Raw genomic sequence first — 16,630 nt, 5'->3', positions numbered from 1 at the left:
AAACCTCCTTACAACTTTAAGGGGTCCAGGTTTTGTCTTTAAGTTAAGTGTACCTACGCTGGCATTACCCAGATCAGGTTCGGTCGAAATTTTATTATTTCCTCTCAGACTGTTCACAGACTCCCGTATAAATAATTATAGCATATCGACAAAAAAATACAATAAAAGTGCTTACAAGTTGTATAGGCATGCAGATATATTGAATTATATTTGTTTGTGTAATGTATTAAATAAAAAAAACTAAGCTTATATTGTTAATACTTAATTTATCAAAGAAAGAATATTTTTGATTTTTCTATTAATATATGATAGAATTATTAATCATAAATAAAATAAAAGAGGGATATACCAGTGAAAATTTTTAGAGAAATAATGGAGTGGGTAGTAGTTGTTGTTGTATCTATAGCTATCTATCTTCTTATAAGCACATATGTTATTGCACCTTTCACAGTAAAAGGTCATTCAATGGATTATACATTTGCTGATAACGATAAAGTATTCGTTAATAAGTTTAATAAAAATTATGAGCGTGGAGATGAGGTAGTTTTCCATGCGAATGAGACTGATGATTATATTAAACGTATAATCGGGATTCCTGGAGATACAATAGAATACAGAAATGATGTATTATATGTTAACGGTGAAAAAGTAGAAGAACCTTATTTAGCTCAAAAAATAAAAGAAGCTAAAGCTTCTGGAACTGCACCATTTACTCCAGATTTTAATATTGAATATTTAAGTAGTACAAAATCTAAAACTGTACCAGAAGGTACATACTTTGTATTAGGAGATAACAGACAACACAGTACTGATAGTCGTGTGTTCGGATTTGTTAAGAAAGAAGCTATGATTGGAAAAGTAAGCTTAAGATACTATCCATTCTCAGAAATTAAATTCTTTTAATAGCTAACAGAAGAAAATTTATTAGTTCGAATTATTTTAGTTGCTAAAAATAGTTCATTATGCTAGAATAATATACGGGCACTCTTAAAGAGTGATTTAAGAAACCATCCCCCTGCGATATTTTCGTAGGGGGTTTATTATTTTTAATAGAAGGAGAACACAATGACAAAGTATATTTTTGTAACAGGTGGAGTAGTATCATCATTAGGAAAAGGGATTGTAGCGGCATCAGTAGGTCGTGTACTAAAAAATAGAGGATTAAAAGTAACATTACAAAAATTTGATCCGTATTTAAACGTTGACCCAGGAACAATGAGTCCGTATCAACACGGGGAAGTTTTCGTTACAGAAGATGGTGCGGAAACAGACTTAGACTTAGGACACTATGAAAGATTTATCGATGTTAATTTAGGACAATATTCTAATGTAACAGCAGGACGTGTTTATTCTTCAATTATTGAAAAAGAACGTCGTGGAGATTATTTAGGGGGAACTGTTCAAGTTATTCCTCACGTAACAAACGAAATTAAATCACGTGTATTATTAGCGGGTGAATCTAGTGATGCTGATGTAGTTATTACAGAAATTGGTGGAACGACAGGAGATATCGAATCATTACCATTTTTAGAAGCAATTCGTCAAATTCGTAGTGATTTAGGTCGTGAAAATGTATGCTTTATTCATTGTACGTTATTACCATATATCAAAGCTGCTGGAGAAATGAAAACTAAACCTACACAACAATCTGTTAAAGAATTACGTGGTTTAGGTATTCAACCAGATATTATCGTAGTTAGAAATGAACTTGCTCTAAATGATGAATTACGAGCTAAAATTTCATTATTCTGTGATATCCCGAAACAAAATGTTATTGAAAGTCGTGATGTAAGTAATTTATACCAATTACCAGTAAATCTTAAAGCTCAAAAAATTGACGATATCGTTTTAAAACACTTTGGTTTAACAGCACCAGAAGCGGATATGACGGAATGGTTATCGTTAGTTGATAGAGTAGATAACTTAAAAGAAGATGTAAGAATCGCATTAGTAGGTAAATATGTAGAGCTTCACGATGCTTACATTTCAGTAGTAGAATCTCTAAAACATGCAGGGTATAAACATAATGCTAAAGTGAAAATTGATTGGATTCAATCTGAAGATATTACAGAAGAAAATGTTCACGAGTATCTTAAAGATGCGGATGGAATCCTTGTACCAGGTGGATTTGGTGATCGTGGAGTTGAAGGTAAAATTACTACAATCAAATATGCACGTGAAAACAAAGTTCCGTTCTTCGGTATTTGTTTAGGTATGCAACTTGCTGCTGTTGAGTTTGCACGTAATGTTTGTGGTTTAACTGGAGCACATTCATCAGAATTAGATCCAAATACGCCATATCCAATTATTAACTTACTACCTGACCAAGAAAATGTAGTAGAAATGGGAGGAACGCTACGTTTAGGAAGCTACCCATGTACATTAACTGAAGGATCAGTTGCTCATAAAGAATACGGTGAACTAAATATTACAGAACGTCATCGTCACAGATATGAATTTAATAACTTCTATCGTGATCGTATAACTAACAAAGGAATGGTATTATCAGGTGTTAGTCCAGATGGTAAGTTAGTTGAAATCGTAGAAATTCCTGAACACCCATGGTTTGTAGCTGGTCAATTCCACCCAGAATTCAAATCTCGTCCAGAAAAAGCACATCCATTATTCGCAGGATTCATTAAAGCAAGTTTAGAAAATAAGAGATAGAAACAAAAAATAATATGAATCTAAGCAAATTAATTTCAGACCTTGAAAAAAATCGTAATGAACTTCTTGCAGTATCAATGGAGAGATATATGCAAGATAAGTTTAGATTTTTAGGTGTGCGTGGTGCAACTAGAACAGAAATATATAAGAAATATTTTCCAGATGCTAGAAAGACTAAAACCATTGATTGGAATTTTGTTGAGAGTTGTTGGAACAAAGAGGAAAGAGAATTTCAATATGTAGTTGTCTATTATTTAAAAACAATGCAAAAGTTTTTAAAAAGAGATGATATTTCTAGGTTAAAATTTTTGATCGTAACTAAATCATGGTGGGATACTATTGATTTACTTGCTAAAGTAGTTGGGAGTCTAGTTATCCGTTTTGAAGGATTGGATCAATTAATGTTAGAATGGAGTAAGGATAGTAATATTTGGCTAAGAAGAGTTGCTATGTTACACCAACTTTCATTTAAAGAAAAAGTAGACAAAGAATTATTAGAAAAAATTCTTTTAGCCAATCTCGATGATAATGAGTTTTTTATCAATAAAGCAGTAGGTTGGGCACTTCGAGATTATTCAAAATTTAATCCAGAGTGGGTAACGAAATTCATAGAAAAGAATAGAGAGAATATGGCTAATCTTAGCTTAAGAGAGGCTAGTAAATATTTATAGAATTAGTTAGGGAAAATCACTTACATTAAAATGTGTGATTTTCTCTTTTTCTATTATTAATATAATGTTATACTATTAGTAAAAACAATTTAACATAAATTTTATACTATAATATAGTTTTAAAAATATAATATTATATAATTAGGTGGATATTTTAAAATAGTTTTTAGTGTAATAAAAAGTTTTATAATAATTGGGGGAAAGAAAAATGAAGAGAATAGTTACTAGTTTTTTTGTAGTAATTCTTTCTGTTGTATTATTAATAATACTTCCGTTTATTTTAAAAGATAAACAAGATGAATACATAGATTTCTCAAATGTTACAGAATCGATGGATAATAGTGTTAAAGATGATGAAACTTTAAGGATTGGTTTAATTTCTGTTGCAGGTGATAATAAGAGTTATATTTTAGAGAAAGAATTGGCCAATTATATTGGTGAAAAGCTGAATAAAAAAGTGAAGTTAATTCAGAAAAAAAGTTATAAAGACATAAATATTTTGCTGAAAAATAATAAAGTGGACATTGCATTTTTATCGACAGGAGCATATTCATTATATGAAGATAAGGCTTCATTGGAACTTTTAGCTAGACCAAATAGAGGGAAGGCGTATTATCACCCTATAGTTATAACGAAAAAAGATTCTAATATTAAAGAAATAGAAGATCTAAAAAATAAAAATTTTGCTTTTGTTGATACTTACAGTTATTCTGGCTATTTGGCATTAAATGATTATCTTAAAAAGAATGGGAAGACAGTTAATAAATTTTTTAGTAGCAATTATTTTACGCATAGCCATGAAGAATCGATAAATCAAGTTGCAAGTGGAACAGCGTCGGCAGCTATAATTGATGACTGGGCTCTACAATATATACAAAATAATTTTCCAGGAGTAGCTAACAATGTTAAAGTAATAAAGACATTTCCAGAGGTAGCGACTGGTCCAGTAGTTAGTCATAAAAATTATGAAGATAAAGAAAAAATTAAGAATATATTACTTTCTATAAACAAGGATAATTCAATAAAGAATACATTATCTCAACTTCAGATTGAAAAATATGTAGAAACAAAAGCAAGTGATTATCCAAATCTAATAAGCGAGGATTAGAAAATGGATAAGTTGAAGATAAAAAATAAAATTATAATATTTTTTGTGGTAATTTATACAGTATATTTGAGTGTTGTTCTAGTATATACGTATGCTAATAATAAAAATATACTTGAAAGTGCATTGAAAGATAGAATAACTCAAACTTACTACCAATTATCAGGAAATATTTCAGAGAACATAAAAACAGAAAATACTTATGAAATATATCAAAAAATTCATAGTGCATCTGTAAATAAAGAGGTAGCATATATAATTATTTATGATAACGAGAAAAATATATTGGGGAAAACTTTAAAAGGCGTTCCAGAGAAGCTTTTAACATTTAATACAGATCAATTAAATAGTTTTAAAAGATATGAGAGCTCAAGAGGAGAATTATTAGAATATATTTCGCCTATAGATGATGTAAATATCGGATATATAAGAATAGGATTTTACACAAAAGATATTTATATTAAAACGTACACGCAGTTTTCAAGAATATTATTTCTAAATATGATGGTATTTCTTATGCTGTTAATAATTGCTTACTATATTTCAAAAATGATTGAGCGCCCTGTTCAAGATTTAACTTTAGTTACAGATGAAATTATAAGAGAAGGAGACTATAGAAAAAAAATAGAAAAAGATAATTATAGCCGTGATTTCCATGTTCTTGTTAGCTCTATTAATGAAATGGTTGAGTCAAATAGAAAAAACAAGAAATTGAATAACTATTTATTAAACAAAATATTCAGAATTCAAGAAGAAGAAAGGAAAATGCTTTCTAGGGAATTGCATGACGAGGTAAGTCAATCTTTAGCAAGTTTGTTGTTTTTATTGAGTAATCTTGTAGAAAAAGAAAGTGATGAAAGAAAAAAAGATAGATTACTATTAATACAAACAGAGATAGAAAATAGTTTAACAAACATAAGAAATATTGCAGTAAATTTAAGACCACCAAGTTCAGAATTAAGTTTAGAAGAAGTTCTTATAAAATATATAGATGATTATAAAAAATTATATAATATCGAAGTGGATTTTTATACAAATTATAATGGTGGGAAGAATAATAATTTTGATATAACGCTCTATCGTATAATTCAAGAATCGTTGTCTAATATAAAACGCCATTCAGGTGCAACAGAAGTACAGATTAAACTTTATGGGAATGCAGATTACATTATCTTGAGTATTGCCGATAATGGTATTGGATTAGCTAAAGAACGTGTAGAGAAGGCTAAAAAAGAAGGACGATTAGGGATTTATGGAATGCAAGAAAGGATCTTAGATTTTTCAGGGGAGTTTAAGATTTTACATAATAAAAAATATTCTACAATACTAACTTGTAAATTTAATACTGAAGTGATAGAGGAGAAAGTTGATGAAGATATTATTGATTGATGACCATAAATTAATAAAAATTGGTATAAAAGTGCTTTTAGAAGATGATGAAAAAATTAGTGTTATTGATGATTGTGCAAGTAAAACTGAATTTTTAGAAAAAATTAAAGACAATATATATAATTTATTTATCTGTGATATTTCATTGCCTGATGGTAGTGGGTACGATATATTAGAAATTATAAAAGAGAAAAAACTCGATGCTAAAGTAATCATATTAAGTATGCATGAAGATAAATCATATATAAAAAAAGCTTTTAGATTGGGAGCTTCGGGATATGTAACAAAAAGCACTGCTCATGAAGAGATCTTGCAAGCAATTGAGAAAGTTATAGTAAAAGACGAAATATACTTAAATGATAAGTATGCTAAAATCTTCTATGAACTATTTAAAGAAGATAAAGAAATAGAACTTAGTGAACGAGAAAAAGAAGTAGGGAGATATATAGTAGAAGGGTATACTCTGACAGATATTGGAGAGAAATTGTTCCTAAGTGTTAAAACCGTGGATACATACAAAAAACGTCTTATGGAAAAAACAAATACTAAAAAAAGAAGTGAATTAGTGGAATATTTAAAAAATAACCTTATCTTATAACCAAAAGAAAAATATCTCTATCAGAATAAGGAGGATTAAAAATCTTGTCTGACAGAGATATTTATTTATTAATTTTCTAACTGTTTAGATGTTTTTTTGAATAGTGTTAGTGAGATGAATACAAATGCTAATACGCAAGAAACGATTAATGCGTAGAAACCACCATTCCATCCAAAGACATCAACAAGTTTACCCATAACGTAACCAGCACTTGCTGATCCAAGTAGGTAACCGAATAAACCAGTAAGACCAGTTGCAGTACCCGTAGCAACACGTGGAACTAAGTCTGCTGCTTGAAGACCAATCATCATAACAGGTCCATAGATTAAGAATCCGATAGCTACAAGACAGATATTATCTACTAATGGGTTTCCTGGAGGGTTTTTCCAGTAAATGAACACAGCTACAAGAACTCCAGTTAAGAATAATAACATTGGAGGAGCACGGTGTCCTTTAAATACTTTATCACTTAAGTATCCACTAGTTAGCATACCGAAGATACCTGCATATTCATATAAGAAATAAGCCCAGCTTTGTTTGTCAACAGAGAAGTGTTTTACTTCTTTTAAGTAAGTAGGTGCCCAGTCAATAATTCCGTAACGTACGAAGTATACGAATACGTTAGCTACTGCGATAGCCCATAGGTATTTATTATTAATAATGTATTTAAAGAAGATATCTTTTGCTGATAATGTGTGAGCAGATTCAACTTTTTCTACAATTTTTTCACCTTTCCATTCATCTACTGGAGGTAAACCTTCAGACTCTGGAGTATCTTTCATTAGGTAGAACATGATAATTGCTAAGATAATAGCAATAGTCGCTGGTAAGTAGAATAATGATTGCCAAGCACCAAAAACTGAAAGTCCTAAAAGAGCAAGAGGGCCGATTAATCCACCACCAAGGTTGTGAGAAACATTCCACCAACTCCACCAGGCACCACGCTCAGAAGCAGAGAACCAGTTAGTCATTGTTTTAGCACCAGGTGGGTATCCCATACCTTGGAACCATCCGTTAAGTGCTGATAAGAAAATCATTAATGTTAATGAAGAAAGCACTGCAGGAACAAGACCGAAAATTAAGCTGACAGCAGCAGAAGCAACTAAACCAATAGTAATAAAGTACTTAGGATTACTTCTATCTGAAACGTTACCCATGATGAATTTACTGAAACCATAAGCCAATGATAGAGCAAGAGAAACTTTCCCTAAGTCAGCTTTAGAGTAACCGTATTGATCAATTAAATAAGGGATAGCAAGTGAGAAGTTTTTTCTAATTAGATAGTATGCTGCATATCCAATAAACACTCCTGAGAATACTTGCCATCGAAGTTTTTTATATTCAGCATCAGTGCGAGAACTGTCGATTCTCGGTTTTGGCGCTGAAGCTTTTAAAAATGAGAACATAAAAATTCCTCCTTTACTTCAATAATGTATTAAATTAAATTTTACTTCTTTTATTAGAAGTTTTGACGTCAATCTTTTAATAAATAGTTTACTTTTGAAAAAAGTTAACTTATAAAAATATTATATATAAGCAAGAAACCTTTGTAAATGCCTTTTTATAAAGTTTTTTTCTTTTAGAAAATACCTTACAATTCATGTCAGGAAATATCTTACAAACTAAATCGTTGATAAATCAATTGTTAATATGTATCATTAATTATATGATGATTGACTGATCAATGAAAGAGGTGAGTATGCAAATGGATGTAAAAGAATATGTGAATTTACTACATGATTTGAAAGTATTAGAGAGAAAGATTGCTTACATTTTTGAGGAAAGATTAGGAATAAGCCTAACAAGATTTCAAATTATTAAATACTTATATGAAGTTGATGTAGCTACACCAAAACAGCTATCTAAGATTTTAGAGATAGATGCAGCGGCAATAACAAGGCATATAAATAAATTAGAAAAAGAGGGATATGTGGAAAAAAGTCGCAATGAAGCAAATAATAGAGAAGTATATGTAAGAATTACAGAAACATCAAAAAATAAAATAGACCAATGTACTGAAGAAACTGATATTAGCCAGATACTTGGGAATAAATTTACTGATGAAGATCTAAAACAGTTGATAGTACTACTTAAAAAGTTTAACAATAATTTAATTTAAAAAGAGGTATTAGGATGAGTATAATTACAATAATTTTAACAGTATTAGTAGCGGGGTTATTTTTCTATATCATGTATTTAGAGACATTTGCTACAGATTCAGATAGTACAAGTAGAGTGTTTAATATTACAAAGGAAGAATTACAAAGACCTAGTTTGAATACATTATTTAAAAATCAAGGTATATATAATGGGTTAATAGGAGCTGGACTTCTATATGGAACATTTTTCTCGAAAAATCCTAAAGAGATTGTAGGACTGTTATTGGTTTACATTATTCTTGTTGCAATATACGGCGGACTAACAAGTGATAAAAAAATAGTATTAAAGCAAGGTGGATTACCAATCTTAGCTTTAATTTCATTATTATTTTAGAGAGGTATAAGAATGAAAAAAACAGCGATAATTATTGGTGCTACTGGAGCGGTAGGAAAAGAGATATTAAAGAATATATTAGCAGATGGTTTTTATACAAAGGTTTATGTTCTAGGAAGAAAATCAATAAAAAAACTTCCTGATGATAATAAACTAACTAAAATAATTATAGATTTTGAAAAGATAGATTTTAATACTAGTATATTAGTTAAGTCCGATGTTTTTGCTAGTCTTGGAACAACGATAAAAATAGCAGGTTCAAAGGAAAATCAAAGAAAGATTGATGTTGATTATACTGTGAACTTCGCTAAACTTTGTGAAGGAAAAGTGAGAAGTTTTAATGTTGTTTCTGCTATAGGAGCGAATAGTAATTCAAAAAATTTTTATAATTCGTTAAAGGGTGAGTTAGAGGATAAATTAAAGGAAATGAATCTTGGTGTTTTAAGAATTTTTCAACCATCACTCCTTATAAGCAAGCGCGATGATAAAAGGTTTTTAGAAGAAATATTTATGAAGGTAGCACCAATTTTTCAATTTGTATTAAAAGGAAAGTCTAAAAAATATAGTCCTATAGAAGTTGATGTATTAGGTAAAGAAATTGTTCGCTTTGCGGTAGAAAATAAGGAGCAAGGAACATATACATATAATCATTTTTAAAAGGAATTAAACTAAATTATCTAGAAATAATCGATAGTAATTATCATTTATTTCTAGATTTTCTATTTATCTTATTGTACAATATAAGTATAACATATATTAAGGAGTGATATTATGAAAAAGGAAATGGGACACAAATTTTTAAAAAATTTAGGTAAAACTAGATTAAGACCTGGCGGAATTAAAGGTACCAATTTTTTATTAGCCCATATAGAGTTTAAAAAAGGTGATAGAATATTAGAGGTTGCTTGTAATAAAGGAGTGAATCTGATTGCTTTAGCTAAACAATATCCAAAAACTAATTTTATAGGAATAGACGTGGATAAAGTAGCAATATTAGAAGCACAACTAGAGGCGGCGAAAAATAATCTTAGGAATATTGAATTTATTAGAGCTGATGCCTTTCATTTAGAATTTTCGGATAATAGTTTTGATTATATTATTAATGAAGCGATGTTAACTATGTTTAGTAATAAGAGTAAGGCAAAAGCATTAAATGAGTATTATAGGGTATTGAAGCCAGGAGGATTACTCTTGACTCATGATATCTTATTATTGAACAATTATGAGGAAACTACAAATCAATTATCTGATGCGATTAATGTAAATGTATCGCCATTATCTAAAGAGGATTGGCTATCACTATTTGAAGATGTAGGATTTAAAACGGTCAATAATATGCATGATAAACTAACGCTACTTACAGTATCAGGACTACTGGCAGATGAAGGAGTGCTAAATTCATTAAGAATAATTAAAAACGGTTTTAAAAAAGATAATAGAAAGCAATTTGTTAAAATGGGAAAAACCTTCAAAAAATTAGAAAAAGACATGAATTTTATTTGTTTTGTTAACAAAAAAGTTTTATAATAAGAGTAAGAAAACGTTTATATAGGAAATATTTATAGATATAAAATTAAAATAAGGAGAATTAGTATGAGTGTAGGAGTAATTTTTGAAGAAGCGGGATTGTTAAAGAAAAATGACAGATTTAAATTAGTAAAAAAAATTGGGAAAAAAGGTGATACAATTCCAAAACATAACCATCCAGAAGCATTAGTAATATTTACTTGTGTTAAAGGGGAGGTTAAGGTGTACTTAAATGATGAAGAAGTCCATGTTGTAAAACCAGGTAAAGTGCTTCATTTTGATGGGGATAATTACATTAATGCTGAGTTTTTACAAGATGGAGAAGTATTTGTAACATTAATTCATAAATAATAAAAAAATAGTCTTCCAAGTGTTTTTATAGCAATCTAAATTATTATTTTTAAGGGAGGATATATAATGCTAAATCAAGTAATATTAATAGGAAGACTAGTAAAAAAACCAGAATTAAAAGAAAGTGATAAGAAAGTAAATTATATTAAAGCAACGTTAGCGGTGCAGTCTGATTTTAAAAATAAAGACGGTAATTATGATACAGAATTTTTTGAATTTACAACTTTTGGGAAAACTGCAGAAAATACTGTAAAATACTGTGATAAAGGAAGCTTACTGAATATAGTTGGAAGTTTGAATAATAATGTCTATACAGATAAAAATGGGGTAACACATTATCAAATGGCTATTATCGCTAATAAAGTTTCTTTTTTAAGCAAAGGAACAAAAAAAGAAGAAAAAGAGTCAGAAGACGTATTTGTCTTGGGTCAATAAAATTAAATACTAATTTAGATTGCATAAATCTCTAACATAGGTTAAACTGTGTTAGAGATTTGTTTTTATGTTTACATTTTTTTATTTTTTTCATATAATAATATATAAAAAAATAAAATTTATTAATAGAAAGGAAGTGGCTTTATGGAAGAAATCAAAGTAAAATATTTTAAAGATGAGAGATTGACAACAATTCCAAAAAAAGAAAAGAATAAAATACCTGTACTTCAAATAGTTTTGGAGATGTTAAAGGAAAAATCATTAGAGTTTACTGAGAAAGAGTTAAATGAAGCAATTAAGGAGATTTATCCGGATTATTCACTTATTAGAAGATATTTAGTTGATTATAAGTTCTTAGAAAGAGATAATTATGGAAGAATGTATAGAATTGTAGGGGAAGAAGATGAATAATACAAAATTTTATTATTTATATAGTATTTTATTTATAATCGGACAATCTTTCTTTAATCCTATTTTATATATTTACTTGCTATCGAAAGATTTTTCTTTTGCCGAAGTCGGGTTATATCTATCAATTTTTTGGTTAGCGTCTTTTATGACTGAGCTTCCGTGTGGTGCAATCACCGATAATATAGGGGCAAAAAACAGTATATTATTTAGTATGATTTTTAAAGTATTAGGTTTAGCCCTACTGCTTAGCAATAGTTTAATATTATTATATATATCTGCGATATTATCTGCAATTTCTGAATCGTTTCACTCAGGGACATTAACAAGTTGGTTGGTCAATGTGAACAATAAAAATAATGAAGAAATAGATATAGATAAAGTTCTTTCTAGAAATTCACTTTATTCACTATTTTTCTCTGCGGTAATAGGATTTATTAGTACTAAGTACGCGTATGTTTACTATAAAAGTTTGTCGATAATTTTAAGTATGGTAGTTTTTATTATTTCGTTTTTATTTACATACATTTTTATGAAAAAATTAGAACAGACATAAAAAATATCTTTTGAGAAGTTAAAAGATTCACTTGTTACGGTGAAAAATTCGTTAAAAGAGACGCTATATATAAAAAGTAGTGTATTTCTTATGTTACTGTTTGTTATTCCTTCTATCTTAGATCTTGGTCCATCAAACCAGTGGCAAGCTGTATTTGAAAAGATAGACACTGATATTATCGGATATATTTGGGTTGGTATATCGGTTAGTGGAATGTTAGGAAGTGTTATATACGAAAAACTATCAGATAAATTATCGAAGCTAAGAATTTTATATTTATTTGTAGTAGTAAATATTGGAATGCTATTAATGTTTATTTTTATTCAAAATGTATATGCTAAGTTTGCATTATTTATGATGTACATTGTATTTTTCACTTTAATGAGCATACAGATTAATGTATTTATGCATAAATATTTGGTGAAAAGTGATGAAAATAGAACGACTACAGTTTCTATATTTTATACTTTTGAATCTATCATTGTAGCAGTATTATTATCTGTAAATGGAGTACTGACTGATAAGGTTGGAATAGAAAATACTTGGTTAGTCTTTATAGGAATGGTAGGTTTAGTTATTATATCATTTATTATCGTTGAATTGAGGAGAAAGTTGACTGATAAATAAGGCTAAACATAGTTCTTATTGGTATTTTAAGAGGGAAATATATACTCTCTATTGAATTAATATGAAAAGTTGACAAAGAAAGAAGTTTATACTAAAATTAGTTTAGAGATGAAGAGGACATTTTAAGTCATATTTAACAATCTCGACCCATTAATGGTAATCTATAGCGATATAGAAGTGTAATAGAAGCACATTGCACTGCTTGGCAGAGCTTAAGAACTGTTCCCTTGAGACAAGCCTAAGAAGCACAACAGTAGGGAGTTAGTCAGGAAGACCTAAGACTAATCGTGAGACCCGATTAGAGTCTATTTCTAATCCGTGCTTAATTTTTCATTATTAATGGAGAAAAAATGGATAATGTTACTTTAAGAAGATTGTATGAAGATTATAAAGGAAAATTTCATGGTAATATTTGTAAAGTTGAAACAAATTACAAGAAATTGAATTATTTTATAGTTAAATTCAATGTTTTAGATTTACATCATTTATTTGGAATCCATAAAATAACTAGTTATAAGGCAAATGAAACCATAGAAAAATTAGAAAATAACAGATTTGATTTATTTAAATATAAAAAACATAGAGAATTTAGAGAAGTATTAGCTAGAATTAACCACTATGATTTTATAGGTGAGATCTTTATTGATAATAAATATAATTATTGTATTTTAGATAAAGATTTAAGAAAAAATACGATGAAATTATCAGTTGTTTTTTATAAAGAAGATGAAGATAAGTATATAGTCTTTGGATTAAGAAAAATATATAATAATATTTTTGTTCCAACTACATTACACGAAGGTAGAGGGAAGGCAACATATAAAACCTTTAAGCAAACAAAAATTTTAAACGTTAAATGGTTAAGGGTAGCACAAGAGTCCTAAATTTTAAAAAAATTTATATGAAAATAATAGATGTAGTGGTTTATTGATATCTAAATTTGATTTATAAAAGCTTTTTAGATATCTAATAAACTTTGCAAGGGGTGACTCGACAAAATCGTTTTCTTCAAAATTACGATTTTATCGAGTAACTCTATTTTTTTTAAAAAAGGTGCACAATTGATATTGCTTATTAACTAAATTAATAGTAAAATAATTAGCATAAACTTATATACAAGGAGTTCATATTGTGAAAAAATACAAATTATCAATATTATTAGCAAGTGCAGTATTAGGAGGAGCAGGTGCGACTTACTTATCTGCAGAAGTAAATGAAGTTTCTGCGGCAGAAGTAAAGACAGAAGTAGTTGCTCCAGCTACAACAGATAAAAATGAAGTTACACCGGCAGGAGCAACTGCGCCAGCAGCTCAAGTAACTGCTCCAAAAGAAGTGAAGAACGTAGGTGAAGTACAAGGAGAAAGTCATGAAAGTCCTTTAGCTGGAAAAGAAGTAATTATTAACAATGTTGTTGTTACAAAAACTGATAAAACAGGTTTCTATGTTCAAGATAAAGTTTCTGATAATAATCCACGAACATCTGATGCAGTCTATGTTGCTTCAAAAGATAAAGTAGAATCAGGTGACCTATTAAAAGTTCAAGGTACTGTTAAAGAAGGTTATATGGAAGAATACTCTGTAAAACCAGGACAGACTTTTAAAAAACCAGCGGGTAGTTTAACAGTTACTCAAATCATTAACGCAACTATAACAAAATTAGGAAAAGCAGACTTACCGAAAGCATTAAATATTTCTGAAAAAATGCCTAAAGATATAGTGGATAATACTCCAACAAAATATAGTCCAGAGACAGAAGCATTAGATTACTGGGAAAGTCTAGAGGGAATGCTTGTAGAAGTGACTAAACCTAAAGTTACAGGTCCACAATATAAAGGTGATATTTATGTATTACCAGGAGATTACAAAGGGCAAAAACTTAATAATATTGGCGGAGTGAATCTTCGTCCAGGAGTTCAAAATACAGAAGTACTACCAATAACTGTAGGAAATTCATTTGTAGCAAAAGCAAAAGACTACTTTAATGAAAATATTTCAGGAGTAGTTACATATAAAAATAAAACGTATAAAATTGATCCAAGTAGTGTACCGACAATACAAGATGGTGGATTAAAACGTGAAGTTTCAAAAATTTATCCAGCTGAAGATAAATTGACTATCGCTTCATATAACATTGAAAACTTCTCAGCAAATAACAATGGTCACGATGAAACTCCAGAGGAAAAAGTTGATAAAATTGCTAATTCATTTATCAAGGAAGTTCATAGTCCTGATATTATTACTCTAATTGAAGTTCAAGATAACAATGGTGGAGTTAATGACGGAACTGTTGATGGAGTTAAGAGTGGGGAGAAATTAGCTCAAAGAATTAAGAGTCTTGGTGGACCAGATTATAAATACACTGAAATCGCTCCAGTTGATGGAAAAGACGGTGGTAAACCAGGCGCTAACATTAGGGTAGCTTATTTATATAATCCTAATAGAGTAACACTAATCGGTAAAGAAAAAGGTGGAAGTGAAGAAGCAGCACGTTTTGTAAATGGTCACCTTGAGAAAAACCCAGCGAGAATTGATCCAACAAGTGTTCATTTTGAGAAAGTTAGAAAATCATTAGCTGCTGAATTTGAATTTAAAGGTGAAAGAATAGTAGTAATTGCAAACCACTTAAAATCAAAATTAGGTGATGATGCAATCTATGGTTCTAACCAACCATCAGTAGAAAATACAAAAGCAAAACGTATTGAAGAGGCTAAAATTCTAAATGCCTTCATTAAAGAAGGATTACGTCAAAATCCTAACTTGAAATTTGTTCTTACTGGAGACTTCAATGATTTCGAATTCTCAGATAGTGTGAAAACAATCGTAGGAGATGAACTTGTTAACTTAATGGCTGAACATGAACAAGGAGATAGATACTCATACTTCTACCGTGGAAGTAACCAAAGTTTAGATAATATTTTAATTTCTAAAAATATCAAGGATAAAGTAGTATTCTCTCCTGTACATATCAATGCTTCATTTATGGAAGAGCATGGGCGTGCTTCTGACCACGATCCTGTAGTTGTTCAAATCGACTTTAGTAAACCAACAGCTCCAGTATTACCTGGATTAAATCCAACAACTCCAGTTCAACCAGGAACATCAGTAAATACAGTTAACCCTGAAAGTCCAAAAGATTCTACTAATATAGCTACTTCTGAAAAAATAGGAGAAGATTATGTACGCACTGTTAGATTAGCTGATGGAGTAACAGTCTCAGTTAAATATGATGAATCGAAAATCAACAATGTTGGTAAATTTGTTGCTCAAGATATTACAGGAGAAAGAGCTAAAAAAATAAAAGAATTAGTTAAAGGACTTAATTCAGAATTAAATGTAGTAAGAACTTTAGAACTTCACTTTGAAGATAAAGATGGTAAAGAACTAAAAGCTACAGGTGAAAATCGTGTTGTTACTTTAGCAGTGGCTAAAGATGAAAATCAACAATTGAAAGTGTATCACGTTAAAGATAGTGTATTAGAAGAAATAAAAGAAACTTCATATACAGATGGAAAACTTACTTTCAATACAAATCACTTCAGCACATTTGTTATTGCAGCTCAATCATCAGTTCCATCAGTTCATGTAAATAATAATAGTGCACGAACAGTTGCTACAAATAAAATATCACAAGAAACTTCTAAAGTTCAGGATGATAAAAAAGATAGAATATTACCAAATACTGGTATAAATTCTTCAAGTACAGAAGTGGCAGGATTAGGATTAATTGCTTTAGTTGGACTTGCAGTCAGACGTAAACTTTCTAAATAACTATTAAGATTAAGATATAAAAAATTTAATATAAA

The 16,630-nt window shown here is 29.5% G+C and carries 18 protein-coding genes and 1 riboswitch; of the genes, 17 read left to right on the top strand and 1 reads right to left on the bottom strand.

What is annotated here, in order from left to right:
- Positions 1-32: 32 nt before the first annotated feature.
- Positions 33-137: riboswitch (TPP riboswitch) on the bottom strand.
- 214 nt (positions 138-351) lie between these two features.
- The 6 genes from lepB to RWQ73_RS00540 all read left to right on the top strand — a co-directional run bounded on the left by lepB (position 352) and on the right by RWQ73_RS00540 (position 6,430).
- Complete coding sequence (lepB, locus tag RWQ73_RS00565) at positions 352-903, top strand: signal peptidase I (protein WP_314406172.1); 552 nt, start codon at positions 352-354, stop codon at positions 901-903.
- 162 nt (positions 904-1,065) lie between these two features.
- The gene (locus RWQ73_RS00560; RefSeq protein ID WP_314406171.1) at positions 1,066-2,667 is read left to right on the top strand and encodes a CTP synthase; all 1,602 of its coding nucleotides are present in this window, start codon (positions 1,066-1,068) and stop codon (positions 2,665-2,667) included.
- A 14-nt stretch (positions 2,668-2,681) separates the two neighbouring features.
- Positions 2,682-3,338, top strand: a complete 657-nt coding sequence (locus RWQ73_RS00555; protein ID WP_314406169.1) for a DNA alkylation repair protein — start codon at positions 2,682-2,684, stop codon at positions 3,336-3,338.
- A gap of 208 nt (positions 3,339-3,546) precedes the next feature.
- Positions 3,547-4,446 carry a phosphate/phosphite/phosphonate ABC transporter substrate-binding protein gene (gene phnD, locus RWQ73_RS00550; protein WP_314406168.1) on the top strand — a complete coding sequence of 300 codons (900 nt, stop codon included), beginning with the start codon at positions 3,547-3,549 and terminating at the stop codon, positions 4,444-4,446.
- 3 nt (positions 4,447-4,449) lie between these two features.
- Positions 4,450-5,832, top strand: a complete 1,383-nt coding sequence (locus RWQ73_RS00545) for a histidine kinase (protein WP_314406166.1) — start codon at positions 4,450-4,452, stop codon at positions 5,830-5,832.
- Complete coding sequence (locus tag RWQ73_RS00540; RefSeq protein ID WP_314406165.1) at positions 5,813-6,430, top strand: response regulator transcription factor; 618 nt, start codon at positions 5,813-5,815, stop codon at positions 6,428-6,430. The genes RWQ73_RS00545 and RWQ73_RS00540 overlap by 20 nt, the downstream gene beginning before the upstream one ends.
- Before the next feature lie 68 nt (positions 6,431-6,498).
- Here the strand turns inward: RWQ73_RS00540 and pgtP are convergent, their stop codons facing one another.
- Positions 6,499-7,836, bottom strand: a complete 1,338-nt coding sequence (gene pgtP / locus RWQ73_RS00535; protein WP_314406163.1) for a phosphoglycerate transporter protein PgtP — start codon at positions 7,834-7,836, stop codon at positions 6,499-6,501.
- A gap of 293 nt (positions 7,837-8,129) precedes the next feature.
- Here pgtP and RWQ73_RS00530 point away from each other — a divergent pair, with 293 nt between their 5' ends.
- From RWQ73_RS00530 to RWQ73_RS00480, 11 genes are all read left to right on the top strand, one after another.
- Entirely contained in the window at positions 8,130-8,549 is a 420-nt protein-coding gene (locus RWQ73_RS00530) for a MarR family transcriptional regulator (protein WP_314406162.1), read from the top strand.
- A 14-nt stretch (positions 8,550-8,563) separates the two neighbouring features.
- Positions 8,564-8,923 carry a DUF1304 domain-containing protein gene (locus tag RWQ73_RS00525; RefSeq protein ID WP_314406161.1) on the top strand — a complete coding sequence of 120 codons (360 nt, stop codon included), beginning with the start codon at positions 8,564-8,566 and terminating at the stop codon, positions 8,921-8,923.
- Positions 8,924-8,935: 12 nt separating this feature from the next.
- On the top strand, positions 8,936-9,580 hold the full coding sequence (locus RWQ73_RS00520) for an NAD(P)H-binding protein (RefSeq protein ID WP_314406159.1): 645 nt from the start codon (positions 8,936-8,938) through the stop codon (positions 9,578-9,580).
- Positions 9,581-9,694: 114 nt separating this feature from the next.
- A complete protein-coding gene (locus RWQ73_RS00515) occupies positions 9,695-10,450 on the top strand; it encodes a class I SAM-dependent methyltransferase (RefSeq protein ID WP_314406158.1) in 756 nt (251 codons plus the stop codon).
- Between the two features lie 66 nt (positions 10,451-10,516).
- The gene (locus RWQ73_RS00510; protein WP_314406157.1) at positions 10,517-10,801 is read left to right on the top strand and encodes a cupin domain-containing protein; all 285 of its coding nucleotides are present in this window, start codon (positions 10,517-10,519) and stop codon (positions 10,799-10,801) included.
- A gap of 66 nt (positions 10,802-10,867) precedes the next feature.
- Entirely contained in the window at positions 10,868-11,236 is a 369-nt protein-coding gene (locus RWQ73_RS00505) for a single-stranded DNA-binding protein (RefSeq protein ID WP_314406156.1), read from the top strand.
- A 144-nt stretch (positions 11,237-11,380) separates the two neighbouring features.
- Entirely contained in the window at positions 11,381-11,647 is a 267-nt protein-coding gene (locus RWQ73_RS00500; protein ID WP_314406155.1) for a DUF2087 domain-containing protein, read from the top strand.
- Positions 11,640-12,200 (top strand): MFS transporter, encoded by a 561-nt coding sequence (locus tag RWQ73_RS00495; RefSeq protein ID WP_314406154.1) that lies wholly within the window; start codon positions 11,640-11,642, stop codon positions 12,198-12,200. The genes RWQ73_RS00500 and RWQ73_RS00495 overlap by 8 nt, the downstream gene beginning before the upstream one ends.
- A 90-nt stretch (positions 12,201-12,290) precedes the next feature.
- Complete coding sequence (locus RWQ73_RS00490) at positions 12,291-12,827, top strand: hypothetical protein (RefSeq protein WP_314406153.1); 537 nt, start codon at positions 12,291-12,293, stop codon at positions 12,825-12,827.
- Positions 12,828-13,177: 350 nt separating this feature from the next.
- A complete protein-coding gene (locus tag RWQ73_RS00485) occupies positions 13,178-13,711 on the top strand; it encodes a PBECR4 domain-containing protein (RefSeq protein WP_314406152.1) in 534 nt (177 codons plus the stop codon).
- 247 nt (positions 13,712-13,958) lie between these two features.
- Entirely contained in the window at positions 13,959-16,595 is a 2,637-nt protein-coding gene (locus RWQ73_RS00480; protein ID WP_314406151.1) for an endonuclease/exonuclease/phosphatase family protein, read from the top strand.
- Positions 16,596-16,630: the final 35 nt, after the last annotated feature.

Origin of the sequence: uncultured Gemella sp. (assembly GCF_963525875.1) — a bacterium.
GTDB lineage: Bacteria > Bacillota > Bacilli > Staphylococcales > Gemellaceae > Gemella.
The sequence above is the reverse complement of the archived record's forward strand: the minus strand, read 5'-3'. Positions and strand labels throughout refer to the sequence as shown.